At 63.3% G+C, this 15,288-nt stretch carries 12 protein-coding genes; 8 read left to right on the top strand and 4 right to left on the bottom strand.

The genetic code is table 11. The features are described from left to right. Positions 1-62: 62 nt before the first annotated feature. Entirely contained in the window at positions 63-959 is an 897-nt protein-coding gene (locus P0D87_RS21060; protein WP_053859891.1) for a LysR family transcriptional regulator, read from the bottom strand. A 99-nt stretch (positions 960-1,058) separates the two neighbouring features. Here P0D87_RS21060 and P0D87_RS21055 point away from each other — a divergent pair, with 99 nt between their 5' ends. From P0D87_RS21055 to P0D87_RS21045, 3 genes are read left to right on the top strand one after another with little or no spacing between them, the layout of a single operon-like run. After that, on the top strand, positions 1,059-2,363 hold the full coding sequence (locus P0D87_RS21055) for a CitMHS family transporter (protein ID WP_053859892.1): 1,305 nt from the start codon (positions 1,059-1,061) through the stop codon (positions 2,361-2,363). A 26-nt stretch (positions 2,364-2,389) separates the two neighbouring features. After that, complete coding sequence (locus P0D87_RS21050; protein ID WP_053860796.1) at positions 2,390-3,748, top strand: acyclic terpene utilization AtuA family protein; 1,359 nt, start codon at positions 2,390-2,392, stop codon at positions 3,746-3,748. A 1-nt stretch (position 3,749) separates the two neighbouring features. Then, a complete protein-coding gene (locus tag P0D87_RS21045) occupies positions 3,750-4,067 on the top strand; it encodes an AtuA-related protein (RefSeq protein ID WP_053859893.1) in 318 nt (105 codons plus the stop codon). A gap of 77 nt (positions 4,068-4,144) precedes the next feature. Here P0D87_RS21045 and P0D87_RS21040 read toward each other — a convergent pair whose 3' ends face one another. Continuing rightward, positions 4,145-4,864 (bottom strand): FadR/GntR family transcriptional regulator, encoded by a 720-nt coding sequence (locus P0D87_RS21040; protein WP_006047199.1) that lies wholly within the window; start codon positions 4,862-4,864, stop codon positions 4,145-4,147. A gap of 419 nt (positions 4,865-5,283) precedes the next feature. On the opposite strand from P0D87_RS21040, the gene P0D87_RS21035 reads away from it, so the two are divergent. From P0D87_RS21035 to kdgD, 3 genes are all read left to right on the top strand, one after another. After that, positions 5,284-6,615 carry an MFS transporter gene (locus P0D87_RS21035; protein WP_006047198.1) on the top strand — a complete coding sequence of 444 codons (1,332 nt, stop codon included), beginning with the start codon at positions 5,284-5,286 and terminating at the stop codon, positions 6,613-6,615. Positions 6,616-6,660: 45 nt separating this feature from the next. Then, positions 6,661-8,010 (top strand): glucarate dehydratase, encoded by a 1,350-nt coding sequence (gudD, locus tag P0D87_RS21030; RefSeq protein WP_053859894.1) that lies wholly within the window; start codon positions 6,661-6,663, stop codon positions 8,008-8,010. A gap of 89 nt (positions 8,011-8,099) precedes the next feature. After that, complete coding sequence (gene kdgD / locus P0D87_RS21025) at positions 8,100-9,017, top strand: 5-dehydro-4-deoxyglucarate dehydratase (RefSeq protein ID WP_006047196.1); 918 nt, start codon at positions 8,100-8,102, stop codon at positions 9,015-9,017. A gap of 80 nt (positions 9,018-9,097) precedes the next feature. Here kdgD and P0D87_RS21020 read toward each other — a convergent pair whose 3' ends face one another. Then, positions 9,098-10,606 carry an MFS transporter gene (locus tag P0D87_RS21020; RefSeq protein ID WP_006047195.1) on the bottom strand — a complete coding sequence of 503 codons (1,509 nt, stop codon included), beginning with the start codon at positions 10,604-10,606 and terminating at the stop codon, positions 9,098-9,100. Between the two features lie 261 nt (positions 10,607-10,867). Continuing rightward, on the bottom strand, positions 10,868-11,473 hold the full coding sequence (locus P0D87_RS21015; protein WP_321175817.1) for a hypothetical protein: 606 nt from the start codon (positions 11,471-11,473) through the stop codon (positions 10,868-10,870). Positions 11,474-11,912: 439 nt separating this feature from the next. On the opposite strand from P0D87_RS21015, the gene P0D87_RS21010 reads away from it, so the two are divergent. Together P0D87_RS21010 and P0D87_RS21005 are read left to right on the top strand one after the other, a co-directional pair. Further along, positions 11,913-13,550, top strand: coding sequence for a methyl-accepting chemotaxis protein (locus tag P0D87_RS21010; RefSeq protein WP_053859896.1), 1,638 nt, complete (start codon positions 11,913-11,915; stop codon positions 13,548-13,550). Between the two features lie 122 nt (positions 13,551-13,672). After that, positions 13,673-15,256: an alpha/beta hydrolase family protein gene (locus P0D87_RS21005; RefSeq protein ID WP_053859897.1), complete on the top strand. Its 1,584-nt coding sequence runs from the start codon at positions 13,673-13,675 to the stop codon at positions 15,254-15,256. Positions 15,257-15,288: the final 32 nt, after the last annotated feature.

Raw genomic sequence — 15,288 nt, 5'->3', positions numbered from 1 at the left:
CGTGCCAGCATCGCGGCACGCAAAGCAACAAGCCTACGAGATTTAGCTAGCCGGATCGCGCTTCACTCCGCATCAAGCTTCGCAATCAGCATCGCAACGAAGGCTTCCGTCACAGGCGGCAACGTTCGGCCACGCTTCTTGATGAGCGCAATGGGCCGCGTGAACGCGGGATCGTCGACGGGACGCGCCACCAGCTCCGGCTCGGCTCGCACTTCACGCGCCGACGCCGGCAGTATCGTCACGCCGAGCCCCGCGCGAACCATCGCGACCGCGCTCATCATGTAAGTCGGCTCGCAGGCAATGTCCGGCACGCAACGCGCATTGGCAAACGCGCTATCGACAACCGCGCGCACGCTCGTGCCTTGCGCGGTCAGCACGAGCGGCGTCGCGGCAAGGTCGGCGAGCGTGATCTTGCGCCGCTGTTTAGCGAGCGCGTGCCGCTTCGGGCAAACAACCACGAGCCTGTCGATGCCCGCATGCAGCACTTCGAGATTCGCGTCGTCGAGTTCGCCGCCCGTCAGCCCAATGTCAGCCTCCTCATTGCGCACCAGCGTATTGACCATGCTCGCGACGACATCGCGCACCTGAAACCTCACGCGCGGCACGGCTTCCTTCAGCGCCTGCACCAGCTCGGGCAGCGAGCTCGCCGCGAACGTCGGCAGGCACGCGATACGCACGGTGCCGCTCGCGCCATCGCCGAGCGCTCGTGCGTCGATCAGCACATGCTCCATGTCGTGCAGCGACTTCTGCAGAAGCGGCAGCACGTCCCGGCCGGTCGGCGTCAGCGCCACCTTGCGGCTGTTGCGGTCGAAAAGCCGCAAGCCCAGCGTTTCCTCGAGCCGCCGGATTTGCACCGTCAGCGCCGGCTGCGAAAGATGCAGGCGCGTGGCCGCCTGCGTGAAGCTGCCCGTTTGCGCGACGGCGATAAAAGCGCGAATGTCCCGGAGGTTCAGATCCATATCAACCCGTAATTGCTGCGATCAATTCATTTCAATTGATTTATCGATGCGTGGAAATTACGCTGGATCGCAGTAAAAAACAACATCGGAGACAAGCACATGCTGCCATTCCTGGGACTGGCCACCATCGTCGTGCTGCTCGGCGCCATTCTGTCGAAACGCATGTCGCCGCTGGTGGCGCTCATCATCGTGCCGATCGCCGCGTCGCTGATCGGCGGATTCGGTTTTCAAACGAGCAAGTTCGTGATCGACGGACTGAAGGGCCTTGCGCCCGTCGTCGGCATGTTCGTGTTCGCGATTCTCTATTTCGGCACCATCACCGACGCGGGCACGCTCGACCCGATCATCGACCGCATTCTGCGCGCGGTCGGCACGCGGCCGACGCGCATTGTGATGGGCACGACGCTGCTCGCGCTGCTGATTCATCTCGACGGCTCCGGCGCGGTCTGTTTTCTCGTCACCATTCCGGCGATGCTCCCGCTTTACGATCGTCTGAAAATGGACCGGCGCGTGCTGGCCGCGGCGGTGTCGATGGCCGCGGGCATCAACTTTCTGCCGTGGACCGGCCCGATGATCCGCGCGTCCGCTTCATTGCATCTGCCCATCTCATCGCTGTTCAATCCGCTGATTCCGGTGCAGGCGATCGGCCTCGTGTTCGTATTCGGCGTCGCATTCTGGCTCGGACGCCGCGAGGAAAAGCGGCTTGGTCTTACCGCCGCAAGCGGTTCAGTGCCGATGCCAAAGCGCGAATTGACAGCCGACGAGCAGGCCTTGCGTCGTCCGAAAAACTTTTGGTTCAACATTGTGTTGACGCTCATCGTGTTGGGCACGATGGTCGTGATGGGCGAAAAAATTCCGCCCGCGATCATGTTCATGGTCGGCCTGTGCGTCGCGTTGATGGTCAACTACCCGAACGTCGACATGCAGCGCAAACGGATCGACGCGCACGCGCGCGCCGCGTTGATGATGGCCGGCATTCTGCTCGCGGCCGGTGTCTTCACCGGCGTCATGCAGGGCAGCGGCATGTTGAAGGCAATGGCGCAAGCCGCGGTCGGCTTCGTTCCGCCCGCGATGGCAAGCCACATCCCGGTCGCGCTCGGCATTCTGTCGATGCCGCTGAGCATGCTGTTCGATCCCGACTCGTTTTACTTCGGGGTCCTGCCGGTCATCGCCGAGGTGGCGGGGCAGCTCGGCGTGCCCGCCGTTCAGGTCGGCCAGGCCGCGCTGCTCGGACAGATGACGACGGGCTTTCCGGTGAGCCCGTTGACGCCCGCGACGTTTCTGGTCGTCGGCTTGTGCGGCATCGATCTCGCCGACCATCAGCGGTTCACGTTCCCCTTGTTGTTCGGCGCGAGCATCGTGATGACGATTGCGTGCGTTGCGCTGGGGATATTCTCATTGTGAGCTTGACGCAAACAGGTGTGAGCAGCATGACAGTCACTCAGCATGAACGCGTTGTCCGGATCGGCGCGGGCGCCGGTTATTCGGGCGATCGCATCGAGCCCGCAGTCGAACTCGCGGAGCATGGCGCGCTCGATTACCTCGTGTTCGAATGTCTCGCCGAACGGACCATCGCTATCGCGCAACAGGCGCGCAGCAAAGATCCCGAACTCGGCTACGACCCATTGCTCGAAACGCGCATGCACGCGGTGTTGCCCGCGGCGTCGCGCAATGGCGTGCGCATCGTCTCGAACATGGGCGCGGCCAATCCGCTCGCGGCGGCGCGCAAGACGGCCGAAATCGCGCGCTCGCTCGGCCTCGGCGGCATCCGTATTGCAGCGATCACGGGCGACGATGTGCTCGACGCCGTGCGCAGCGGCGACTACCGCTTCGAGGAATCCGGCGAGCGCGTCGCGGACTACGACACGCGGCTTGTCTCGGCGAACGCCTATCTCGGCGCCGGCGCGATCGTCGACGCGCTGGCGGCGGGCGCGCAGATCGTTCTGACCGGACGCGTGGCCGATCCATCGCTATTCGTCGCGCCGCTGATCCACGAATTCGGCTGGCGCATGGACGACTGGCCGACGCTCGGGCAGGCGACGGTGATCGGCCATCTGCTCGAATGCGCGGGCCAGGTCACCGGCGGCTACTTCGCTGACCCAGGTTTCAAGGACGTGCCCGCGCTCGCGAGACTCGGCTTTCCCATCGCCGAAGTCGGGCCGGACGGCGCCGTGGTCATCACGAAGCTCGCGCAAGCGGGCGGACGCGTGACCGAGGCGACTTGCAAGGAGCAGTTGCTATACGAGATTCACGATCCGCGGCGTTATCTGCAACCGGACGTGGTCGCGGACTTTTCGGCCGTGCATATCGAACAGGAAGGCCCAGACCGCGTGCGCGTGAGCGGCGGCAACGGCGCGCCGCGCACCGATACGTTGAAAGTGTCGGTGGCTTATTTCGACGGTTTCATCGGCGAGGGGCAGATTTCGTATGCGGGTCCGGGTGCGCTCGCGCGTGCTCGCCTCGCGCTCGACATCGTGCGCGAGCGGCTTGCGTTGACCGGCGTTCAGACGCATGAATTGCGCTTCGATCTGATCGGCGTGAATGCGTTGCACGGTGAAACGCTCGCGGCCGGTTCCGGCGAGCCGTACGAAGTGCGGGCGCGCGTGACCGGACGCACTGCATCGCTCGCGCAGGCCGTGCGAATCGGCAATGAAGTCGAAACGCTGTACACGAATGGTCCGGCCGGCGGCGGCGGCGTGACGAAGTCGGCGCGCGAAGTGGTTGCGGTTCAGTCGGTGCTGTTGCCCCGCGAGCAGGTGAAGCCGGCGTTCACGATGGTGGAGGCGTGAGATGAAACTACGTGAGCTTGCTCATTCCCGAACCGGCGATAAGGGCAACACGCTGAACATTTCGGTCATCTGTTACGACGCACGGCACTACGAGCATTTGCGCGCCGTGCTGACGCCGGAGCGCGTGAAAGCTCATCTCGGCGACGTCGTGCGTGGCAATGTGATGCGCTATGAACTGCCCGCCATTGCCGCATTCAATTTTGTGCTCGGCGATGCGCTCGGCGGCGGCGTGACGCGTTCGCTGGCGCTCGACGCGCACGGCAAATCGCTGAGTTCCGCGTTGATGGGGCTGGAGGTGGAGGCGCCGGTTGGGGGGTGAAATCACGGCAAGTTTGTGCAGCAGCTTGCTGCACAAACTTAACTTGCCGTAAGTCGAAACGGTCGGCCCTCGCCGCGTCACCGCCCCCTACTCTCTGCCTCACTCGACTCATGCGCGCGGCGCAGCCGTTCGCGGCTGTTGCTCAGATGCATGCGCATGGCGGCGCGCGCGTCGTCGGGGTCCTGACGTTCGATCGCGCGATAAATCAGTTGATGCTCGTTGAGCACGTTGCGCAGCGTTTCGATCTGATCGAGCTTCGCGATCTCCGCTGACCCGAGGCGCGTGCGCGGACTGACTCCGCTTCCTAACTGGCTCAACACGTCGAAAAAATAACGATTGCCGCTTGCGCGCGCAATCTGCAAATGAAACTCGACGTCATGCGCGAGCGTATCGGTGCTGCCGCGCTCGAGTTCCGACTCGAAGCGCAGAAGCGCCGCGCGCATCTGCTTCAGGCTCTGCTCCGTGCGCCGCGCTGCGGCGAGCGCGGCCGACGCCGCTTCCACATCGATACGGAATTCGATGATCGCCATCACGTCGAGCATGCTCGACAGATCGGCGGCGGGCAGTTCCATGGTTTTCTCGGCGGCGGGCGCGAGCACAAACGTGCCGATGCCGTGGCGCGTTTCGACCACCCGTGCCGCCTGCAGGCGCGAGATCGCTTCGCGGACGACGGAGCGGCTCACCGACAACTGCTTCATCATCGCGACTTCTGTGGGTATGCGGTCGCCGGGTCTCAGGACGCCGCGACGGATTTCATCGGAAAGGGTGGCCACCACTTTCTCAGTCAGGCTGCTCATTTCTGTGTTGTGGCTGGTTGATCATCGGCTGAAAACGCGCGCCTCGCGTGCGCGCGCGACGTCTGGTGACGTCTGGACATTAGCCATCATAGCGTCTGTCGCGAAAATCCATGACGCGTTGGATGAAGCGCGCGAATTGACCGGGCAATTCTCGACGGGCTGGTAGTCAACGAGACATCAGACGTCTTATTTTGCCAAAGGGCCGCCATTTCCGCTGGGACAAGGCCCCAGCCGACGCTGCAACCAAGCGCACTCACGGCGAAACGCAGGGTAAACACCACATTGGAAACCCACTCGGAACGGCTGTAGACTGTCATCAGACAACATATCTCGTGCGGCCTGACTGGGCCTCGGCAGACCCGTCAAACCGCACGCGACGTCAGACCACGGCCGCCCGACGGCCGACACCGGAGACCCCCTTGAACTCTGCTCTCACCACGGCACTCGATCCTCTCGCGTCCGCCGTCTCGAAGGTCAAGCGGCACGTGTTGCCGCTTTTCCTGATCATGTTCATCGCGAACTATATCGACCGCGTGAACATCGGCTTCGTCAACGCTCACATGAAGACCGACCTCGGCATCGGCGCGGCGGCATACGGCCTCGGCAGCGGCCTTTTCTTCATCGGCTATGCGCTGTTCGAAGTGCCGTCAAACGTGTTGATGCAGAAGTACGGCGCGCGCGCGTGGCTCACTCGCATCATGGGCACGTGGGGCGTCGTCGCGGCGTGCATGGCCTTCGTCTCCAACGAAACCTCGTTCTATGTCTTGCGCTTCCTGCTCGGCGTGGCCGAGGCAGGTTTCTTCCCCGGCGTGGTGTTCTATTTCACGCAGTGGCTGCCGCAGAAAGAGCGCGGCAAGGCCGTGGCGATTTTCCTGTCCGGCTCGGCGATCGCGTCGGTGGTGTCCGGTCCGATCACCGGCAGCCTTCTGTCGATTCGCGGACTCGGCCTGCACGGCTGGCAGTGGATGTTCCTGATCGAAGGCGGCTTCTCGATCGCGCTGTGCGCGGTGAGCTGGATCTTCCTGAAGTCGCGCATTCGCGACGCGTCGTGGCTCACGGCCGACGAGCAACGCGTGCTCGAAGGCGCGATCGCCGCTGAACAGGCCGAGCGCGTCGCGCACGGCGGCGCGCATCTGCCGGCCGTCAAGCTGTTGAAGGACCCGCAGATCGTTCTGTTCTGCCTGCTGTACTTCGCGATCCAGTTGACGATTTACGCGGCCACGTTCTGGCTGCCGACCATCATCCGCAAGATCGGCGGTCTGTCCGATTTCGAAGTCGGCATGCTCAACGCGATTCCCTGGCTCATCGCGATGGTCGCGATGTACTGCTTCGCGTTGCTCTCGGCGAAGTGGCGTTTCCAGCAGGCGTGGCTGGCCGTCGCGCTCGTGATCGCTGCGTGCGGCCTGTTCGCGTCGACGTCGGGCAATCCGGTTCTGTCGTTCGTCGCAATCTGCTTTTCGGCGATCGGCTTCAAGGCGGCCGCCTCGCTGTTCTGGCCGATTCCGCAAGGCTATCTGGATGCACGCGTCGCCGCGGCGGTGATCGCGTTGATCAATTCCATCGGCAATCTGGGCGGCTTCTTCGCGCCCGCCACCTTCGGCTATTTGCAGCAGCACACCGGTTCGATTACCGGCGGTCTTTATGGCCTCGGCGTGGCGTCGCTGATCGCAGCCGCGGCGGCGTTCCTCGCGCGCAACCGGCGCGGCGACGGCAACGCCCTGCGCGATCCGCTGCAAGGCAACGCACACTGACCGCTCGTCACCGTCAGGCCCATTCACTTACCAGGTCCAGTTGATATGTCCACGAAACCTTCGAATTCAAACGATACGCCCACCGTCACCGAACTTCGCGTCGTGCCCGTTGCGGGCCGCGACAGCATGCTGATGAATCTGAGCGGCGCGCACGGTCCGTTCTTCACGCGCAACGTCGTGATTCTGCGCGACAGCGCCGGTCGTGTCGGCGTGGGTGAAGTGCCGGGCGGCGAGAATATCCGCAAGACGATCGACGATGCGCGTCCGTTCGTCGTCGGCCAGTCGATCGGTAATTTGCAAGCTATCCTGAACAAAGTGCGCACGCAGTTCGCCGACCGCGATGCCGGCGGCCGCGGCTTGCAGACGTTCGATCTGCGCACGACGATTCACGCCGTGACCGCGCTCGAAGCAGCGTTGCTCGATCTGCTCGGTCAGCATCTCGGCGTGCCGGTCGCGGCGCTGCTCGGCGAAGGCCAGCAACGCGACGAAGTGGAAATGCTCGGCTATCTGTTCTATATCGGCGATCGCAAGAAGACGGACCTGCCGTACGCAAGCGGCGCCGACGGCCGCGACGACTGGGAGCGCCTGCGCACTGAAGAAGCGCTGACGCCGGAAGCGGTGGTGCGCCTCGCCGAAGCCGCGCAAGCGCGCTATGGCTTTAACGACTTTAAGTTGAAAGGCGGCGTGTTGTCGGGCGACGCCGAAATCGAAGCGGTGACCGCGCTCGCCGAACGCTTCCCGAACGCGCGCGTCACGTTGGACCCGAACGGCGCGTGGTCGCTCGCCGAAGCCGTGCGCCTGTGCCGCGACAAACACGACGTGCTCGCGTATGCAGAAGACCCATGCGGCGCGGAGAACGGCTATTCCGGCCGCGAAGTGATGGCCGAATTCCGCCGCGCGACGGGCTTGCCGACGGCGACCAACATGATCGCAACCGACTGGCGCCAGATGGGTCACGCGATCCAGTTGCAGTCCGTGGACATTCCGCTTGCCGATCCGCACTTCTGGACCATGCAAGGCTCGGTGCGCGTCGCGCAGATGTGCAACGACTGGGGCCTCACGTGGGGCTCGCATTCGAACAACCACTTCGACATCTCGCTTGCGATGTTCACGCAGGTCGCGGCCGCCGCGCCCGGCAAGATCACCGCGATCGACACGCACTGGATCTGGCAAGACGGCCAGCGTTTGACGCGCGAGCCGTTGCAGATTGTCGGCGGCAAGGTGAAGGTGCCGCAGAAGCCGGGCCTCGGCGTCGAAGTGGATATGGACGAGCTCGAGAAAGCGCACGCGCTTTATCAGCAGCACGGCCTGGGCGCGCGTGATGACGGCGTTGCGATGCAGTACCTGATTCCTAATTGGACATTCGACAACAAGCGTCCGTGCCTCGTGCGCTGATGCGTGCTTGCGCGCCACGCGAACCACGTGAACTACGCGAACGAGCGGCGCGCTCATTCCACTATTGACGATCTTCACGCAACCCAATCATGACTTCACCGCAAGAACTCAAAGCGATCGTATCCGAAGGCCTGTTGTCTTTTCCGGTCACTGACTTCGACGCGCAAGGCGACTTCCGCGCCGACACGTACGCCGAGCGGCTCGAATGGCTCGCGCCGTATGGCGCGACCGCGCTGTTTGCGGCGGGCGGCACGGGCGAATTCTTTTCGCTCACCAAGACCGACTACACGAACGTGATCCGCACGGCGACCGAGACCTGCAAAGGCAAGGTGCCGATTCTCGCGGGCGCAGGCGGCCCGACGCGCGTGGCGATCGAATATGCGAAGGAAGCGGAACGCCTCGGCGCGAGCGGCGTGCTGCTGATGCCGCACTATCTGACCGAGGCTTCGCAGGAAGGCATTGCCGCGCACGTCGAGCAGGTGTGCAACGCGGTGAAGAACATGGGCGTGATCGTGTACAACCGCGCGAATTCGAAGCTGAACGCGGACATGCTTGAACGGCTCGCGGATCGCTGCCCGAACCTGATCGGCTTCAAGGACGGCGTCGGCGAGATCGAAGCGATGGTGACGATTCGCCGTCGCCTTGGCGACCGTTTCTCGTATCTCGGCGGCCTGCCGACCGCGGAAGTTTATGCCGCTGCGTATAAGGCGCTCGGCGTGCCGGTGTATTCGTCGGCGGTGTTCAACTTCATTCCGAAGACCGCGATGCAGTTCTATCGCGCGATTGCCGCGGACGATCACGCGACCACGTCACGTCTGATCGACGAATTCTTCCTGCCGTATCTGGCGATTCGCAATCGTCGCGCGGGTTATGCGGTGAGTATCGTGAAGGCGGGCGCGAAACTCGTCGGGCGCGACGCCGGTCCGGTGCGCGCTCCGCTGACCGATCTCACCGAAGAAGAACTCGCGCAGCTCGACGCGCTGATCAGGAAGCTCGGCCCACAGTAACAAGGCCGACCACGTGTTCCGCTAGCTCGAGGCACAAAGCTCGAGGCACAAAGCGCGATGCTTATGCTTCGAGCTAACGTTCAACCGCGGCGGAACACGACATGCGAAATCCGCTGCACGAGCAACGCGGCGGCAAGCGCCGCGACGGCCGTCAGCCATACGCCGATGTGAATCGACTGCACGAGCGCATCGCGCGCCGTGTCGATCAATGCGAGCGTGTTGAGTCCCGACGGCTTCATGTCCGCGATCAGCTTCAGGCGCGAAGCGTCGTCGATCAAAATACGCAGATCGACGAAACGCGGCCGCCATTGCGAAGCCGCCGGCTCGCCGAGCACGCTCATCGTGCGCGTGACCACATCGCGATAGTGATGCTGCACGACAGTCGCCACGATGCTCGTGCCCAACATGCCGCCGACCATTCGCGTGGACTGCAACAGCGCAGTCGTGATGCCGAAGCGCTCGCGGCCCGCAATCTCCTGGCCGAACACATTCAGATTGTTGAGGATGAAGCCGAGGCCGACGCCGACCGCGGCCATCGGCAATTCAAGCCATAGATGCGGCGTATCCGCGTTCGCGAACGCAATGCCGACGGACGCGAACAACAGCAGCCCGAAGCCAATGGAAAGGATGCGCGTCGGCTTCTTCATGTGAATGACGATGCGTGTATTCAGCACGCTGCCAAGCGCGATACACGCGGCAATCGGCGTGGCGAGCAACCCGGCCTGTTGCGGCGAAAGACCAAACCCGCCCTGCAGCAGCAGCGGCGCAAAAAAGATCAGCGAGAACATCACGAAGCCCGACAGCATGCCGAGCGTGAACAGCGTGACGAGCTGCGAGTCCTTGAAGAGATCGAGCGGAATGATGGGATGCGTGGCGCGCTTCTCGCACACGAACAACGCGATCGCGCCGACGACCACGCAGACGGCGAGCGTCACGTTGCCGGCGGTCAGGCCGTCTTTCGGCACGGCTTCGATAAACGCCTGAAGGCCGCCCAACACAGCCGCCACCAGTCCGGCGCCGAGCCAGTCGATCTTGACTTCGCCTTCATGCGGACGCTGAAAGCTCGGCAGATGCGCCCAGATGAAGTACAGCGCCGCGGCGCCCACGGGCAGATTGATCAGGAACGTGGAGCGCCAGCCGAGATGCTCGCTCATCCAGCCGCCAAGCGACGGCCCGGCGGCGGTGCCGATGCCGTAGGCCGCGGCCATCACCACTTGCCAGCGCACGCGGGCGCGCGGATCGGGGAACAGATCGGGTATCGACGCGAACGCCGTGCCGACCATCATCCCGCCGCCCACGCCTTGCAGGCCGCGCGCGATCACGAGAAACAGCATGTCGTTCGCGACGCCGCACAGCACCGACGCCACCGTGAACGTGATGACCGCGGCGATCACGAAGCGCTTGCGGCCGAAGTAATCGCCGAGACGCCCGAACACGGGCACCGTCACGACCGACGCCAGCAGATACGCGCTCGCAATCCACGCGTAGTACTCGAAGCCGTGCAGTTCCGCGACGATCGACGGCAGCGCGGTACTGACGACCGTTTGATCGAGCGCGACCAGCATGTTGACGAGACCGATGCCGAGCATCGCGAAGAGGGCGTTCCGGAAGGGCAGCGCGGCAGCAGCGGCAGTGGTAGTCACGGATCTGGGCAGGAGAACGATTGACGATGGAGCGCGGGACGGCGCGAGATCGAGACAACCGTGAGCCGAGTTGTCTGACCACTTCGTCATTATACGGGTTAGCCCTTAATTGAAACTATTGGTGGTGGGTTTTTGTGCGGATGAAAGCGTGCGAGCGCATCAAACCAGCAGCGCGCTCGCACCCGGTTCATCGATCAGGCAAAGGCTTTAGTGATTGGCCCACCATTCGGTCGCTTTCTGCTTGTCCCACGCGGGGAGAACTTCGCGCTCGATCGAAGCGTTCGTCAGCGCCGGGAAATCCTTTTTGAATTCCGCCACGTCCTGATCGAACTCGTCGCTGACGCGAATATCCCAGGTGCCGCCGCTAAAGCCGGTTGCTGCCTGATCGATTAGCGGAATAACCGGTCCCGCGCGCAACTCACCGTCCTTGCGTTCGACCACGGTGGCATCGACGTGGCCAAGGTACACGATCGAATTCGGTTTGATTTCCACGGTTTCGTGAAGCGGCGTAAAGAACATGCCGTGAAATGGGAATATGCCGCTTTGTCCGGTGATGCCGCGCATCACATATTTTCCGGGCGCGAGCGGAATTCGGACGAAATAGTGATTACCGTTGTCGCTCGTCGTGGTCGCCTGATCGTCGAACTTGAAATTGAGGCGGTCGGCGCGGCTATCCGCGGCGCCGCGCTCCATGTGCACGACGATGGGACTCGGCTGATAGCTCGTGTGATAAGCGTTTTTAAGCGTCACCGTCATCAACGCGTAGGAGTTTTTGCTCGTATCGACGGAGTTCGTGGCCGTGGTCGGCGACATTGGCGCAACAGTTGCACAACCCGTAGTCAGCAAAGTGCCGGCAATAGCGAAACTGGCGAAGAGTTTTTTCATTTCGAGTAGGGACTATTTTTTAATGTTCTTATCCGGTAAAGAAACTGCCGGATGAGCGAACTGTTGACGTTTCCATATGCGACGCGAATATCGAATAACCGCCGCATGCCATGTAAACGACAGCGCTTGATGGAACTTAAGGGTTTGCTTCATGCGAAAACGTCGAGCGGCTTGCGTCGCGTCCGCAGCAATGCGCGCTTTCAACTGAGGGCGCGCACCGAAAGGGTTTGTCTCTACACATGCCGCCCTTATCGCTGCCGATAAACAGGTCGAGTGGTCGTGTGATGCGGCATGGCGGCCGGAATCATCGGCGGTTCGTGCAGCCGGTCATCGACCTTCCTGAACCGGACGAAACAGGGACGTGAGCATGCACCGATTGAATTTCAAGCAGAAGCTCTGGTTGCCGCTCGTCGTCAGCCTGCTCGCGCTGCTCGCCGTGTCGGTGTCGGCGGCGTGGTTGTCGCGCGAGACGCGCATCGAAGAGCGCAAGCACGACCTCGTGAACGTGGGCCACGTCGGGCTCAGCATCGTGAAGGAGTACGCGTCGCTCGCGCAAAGCGGGGCGCTGAGCGAGGCCGACGCGCGCAAGCAGGCGCTCGAGCGTCTGCGCAACGTGCGTTACGGCGAGGACGGCTACTTCCTCGTGCTCGATTCGAAGCCGCGCATGATCATGCACGCGATGAAACCCGCGACGAACGGCAAGGACCTTGCAGGCGTCGAGGATGCCGACGGCCGTCATCACTACGTGACCTTCGCCTCGGTGGCGCAGGCGCCGGAGGGCGGCTTCGTCGATTATGTGTTTCCGCATCCGGGCAATCCGCCGTCCGCCGCGGTCGGCAAGATCGGTTACGTCGTGCGTTACGCGCCGTGGGACTGGATCATCGCGACCGGCGCTTATGTCGACGATATCGACGCCGCGTTCATGCAGTCGCTCTATGTGCTTGGCGGCATGTTCGCCTCGGTGGCGCTGCTGCTGTCCGCGCTCGTCGCGTTCACGAATCGCAGCATTCAACGCACGATTGGCGGCGACCCGGCCTACGTCGCGCATGTCGCCGGTGAGATCGCCCAAGGCAATCTCGTCATTCCGATCGACATTCGCACCGGCGACGATTCGAGCCTTTTGCACACCATGCGGCAGATGCGCGATGCGCTTGCCAACACCATCGTGCAGATCAGCGGCGCGGCCGACAAGGTCGCGACGGGCGCGCGCGAAATTGCCGCCGGTAATACGGATCTGTCCGCGCGGACGGAGAGCCAGGCCGCTTCGCTCGAAGAGACCGCGGCCAGCATGGAGCAGATGACCGCGATGGTCCGGCAGACGTCGGAGAACGCGCAGACGGCGAGCGAACTGACGGCGAGCGCCGAGCAGATCGTCACGCATGGCGGACAGATGGCGGCCGAAGCGGTGTCGACGATGCAGGAAATATCGACGGAATCGCACAAGATGGTGGAGATCATCTCGGTGATCGAAGGCATTGCCTTTCAGACCAATATTCTCGCGCTGAACGCAGCCGTCGAAGCGGCTCGCGCGGGCGACGAAGGGCGCGGCTTCGCGGTGGTGGCGGGCGAGGTGCGCACGCTGGCGCAGCGCAGCGCAGCCGCCGCGAAGGAAATCCGCACGCTGATCAGCCGCGCGGTGGGGCGCGTGGAGAACGGCGTCGAACTGGTCGACAAAACCGGCACCACGATTCAGGCGGCGAGCGAGGCGATTGGAAGGCTCTCGGGCGTGATGCGCGACATCGCCGCGGCTGCGTCGGAGCAGAGCGCAGGCATCGATCAGGTCGGCGACGCGGTCTCGCAGATGGACAGCGTGACGCAACAGAACGCCGCGCTCGTCGAGCAGGCCGCTGCGGTCGCGCAGACGTTGACCGAGCAGGCGAGGCTGCTGGAAGCGTCGATTCATACGTTCCAGGTTCAGTCTGATGGGCGTGGGGAGGCGGCGGGTTTGGCGGCGGGGCGGGCGGGGAAAAGCAAGTGGGCGGGTGCGCGACTTCGGGCTTTGTGATTGGGGAAGGTGGTGTTGCGAATTGGGTTAGGGCGATCGGACGAAGCGAGCGGTATTGTCCCATCTACAGCAACCGGGCATATTGACGCGTGTGAAGCCAATCCTTCCCGGAGCAACCCCGCATGCCACAACCCACCCGCATCGCAGCCCTCGCACTGCTCTCATGTATTGCGTTGACCGCGGGCAGCCGAGCGCAAGCCGACTCGTCGTGCGATAAAGCATGCCGCGCGCGCGGCCAACTGCTCGATCATCGGGTCACCTCGCGGTTGAATGCTGCAGCGTTGTCGAAGCTGCTTTCGTCAAGTCCCTCCGGACAGCAACTCATGCAAATGGCGGGCGCGCCTGCTTGCGGCGTGCAGATCGTCTATTACCGTTATCGCACCATCGGTGCCGCCGGCGAACCGGCCACAGCGAGCGGCGCACTGATGATCCCGCACGGCGAGTCCGCGACGTGCAGCGGGCCGCGTCCCATGATGTTGTATGCGCACGGCACCACCGCGTATCGCAAGTACAACCTCGCCGACGTGACGCAAAGCGACCCGGAGAACGGCGGCGCGGGCGAAGGCCTCAGCGTCGCCGCGATGTACGCGGCTCACGGCTACATCGTCGCGGCGAGCAACTATGCGGGCTATGCCGGTTCCGATCTTCCGTACCATCCTTATCTGAACGCCGACCAGCAGTCCGCCGATATGATCGACTCGCTGCGGGCGGCGCGCGTCGTGCTCAACGACGAAGGCAAACGGGCAGCAATTCGCGAGAACGGCAAGCTGTTCATCACCGGCTATTCGCAAGGCGGTTTCGTTGCGCTCGCAACGCATCGCGCGCTGCAGGCAGCGGGCGTCAGCGTGACAGCCTCCGCGCCAGGTTCGGGCCCGTATGCGCTTGCCGCTACTGCCGACGCCATCAGCGCGGGCCAGGTCAGTCTCGGCTCGACGCTCTTCACGACATTGGTCGTGACCGGTTATCAGCATGCCTATAAGAACCTGTACCGCAAGCCGGACGACTTCTTCGAAGCCGCCTACGCACCCGACATCGAACAACTGCTGCCGAGCGCGCAATCGCTCGATACCATTTTCTCGCAGCGAAAGTTGCCGCCGTCGCATCTTTTCAGCAGCACGCCACCTGCCGCGCAGTTTCAGTCGATGACGCCGCCCGCATCGTCGGCACTCACGCCACCTCCGTTGACACGGCTATTCGCAGCCGGTTTCGGCGACGCCAATCTCGTGCGCAACAGCTATCGCCGCGCGCTTCTCGAAGACGCCGAGGCGAATCCTGATGGCGCGTTCCCCAACGCAACGCCGAACCTTGAGCCCGCGGCAAATCCGCTGCATCCGCTGCGACAGGCGTTCAAGCGTAATGATTTGCGCAACTGGGTGCCAAAGGCGCCAGTGCTACTGTGCGGAGGCGGCGCCGATCCGATGGTGTACTTCTTCAACGCACGCATCGAGCAGGCGTATTGGCTCAACGCGAAAGTGCCGGCGGGACTCACTTCGGTGCTGGATGTCGACTCGCCCGTCACCGGAGCCGACGATTCGTTCGCGGCGCTCAAGCGCGGTTTTGCGAACGCGAAGGCCGACGTTTCGAAACAAGCGGTGGCCGCAGGCGCAACGGACGGCGGCGCGTCAGCGGTATTGCGTTCTTATCATGGAGAACTGGTTGCGGGCTCTTGCATGCTCGCGGCACGGGCGTTCTTCTCGAACTTCTGAACGTGCCTGTTTCTAGCTTCTGCCACGCATTC

This window comes from Paraburkholderia sp. RL17-368-BIF-A (assembly GCF_046054045.1).
Classification (GTDB): Bacteria; Pseudomonadota; Gammaproteobacteria; order Burkholderiales; family Burkholderiaceae; genus Paraburkholderia; species Paraburkholderia graminis.
Note: the sequence above shows the minus strand (reverse complement) of the source record. Positions and strands in the feature narration are given on the sequence as shown.

Bases quoted from the DNA above. Each gene is read 5' to 3' on its own strand.
- P0D87_RS21060 (WP_053859891.1), bottom strand. From the start codon at position 959: ATGGATCTGAACCTCCGGGACATTCGCGCTTTTATCGCCGTCGCGCAA.
- P0D87_RS21055 (WP_053859892.1), top strand. From the start codon at position 1,059: ATGCTGCCATTCCTGGGACTGGCCACCATCGTCGTGCTGCTCGGCGCC.
- P0D87_RS21050 (WP_053860796.1), top strand. From the start codon at position 2,390: ATGACAGTCACTCAGCATGAACGCGTTGTCCGGATCGGCGCGGGCGCC.
- P0D87_RS21045 (WP_053859893.1), top strand. From the start codon at position 3,750: ATGAAACTACGTGAGCTTGCTCATTCCCGAACCGGCGATAAGGGCAAC.
- P0D87_RS21040 (WP_006047199.1), bottom strand. From the start codon at position 4,864: ATGAGCAGCCTGACTGAGAAAGTGGTGGCCACCCTTTCCGATGAAATC.
- gudD (WP_053859894.1), top strand. From the start codon at position 6,661: ATGTCCACGAAACCTTCGAATTCAAACGATACGCCCACCGTCACCGAA.
- kdgD (WP_006047196.1), top strand. From the start codon at position 8,100: ATGACTTCACCGCAAGAACTCAAAGCGATCGTATCCGAAGGCCTGTTG.
- P0D87_RS21020 (WP_006047195.1), bottom strand. From the start codon at position 10,606: ATGCTCGGCATCGGTCTCGTCAACATGCTGGTCGCGCTCGATCAAACG.
- P0D87_RS21015 (WP_321175817.1), bottom strand. From the start codon at position 11,473: ATGTCGCCGACCACGGCCACGAACTCCGTCGATACGAGCAAAAACTCC.
- P0D87_RS21010 (WP_053859896.1), top strand. From the start codon at position 11,913: ATGCACCGATTGAATTTCAAGCAGAAGCTCTGGTTGCCGCTCGTCGTC.
- P0D87_RS21005 (WP_053859897.1), top strand. From the start codon at position 13,673: ATGCCACAACCCACCCGCATCGCAGCCCTCGCACTGCTCTCATGTATT.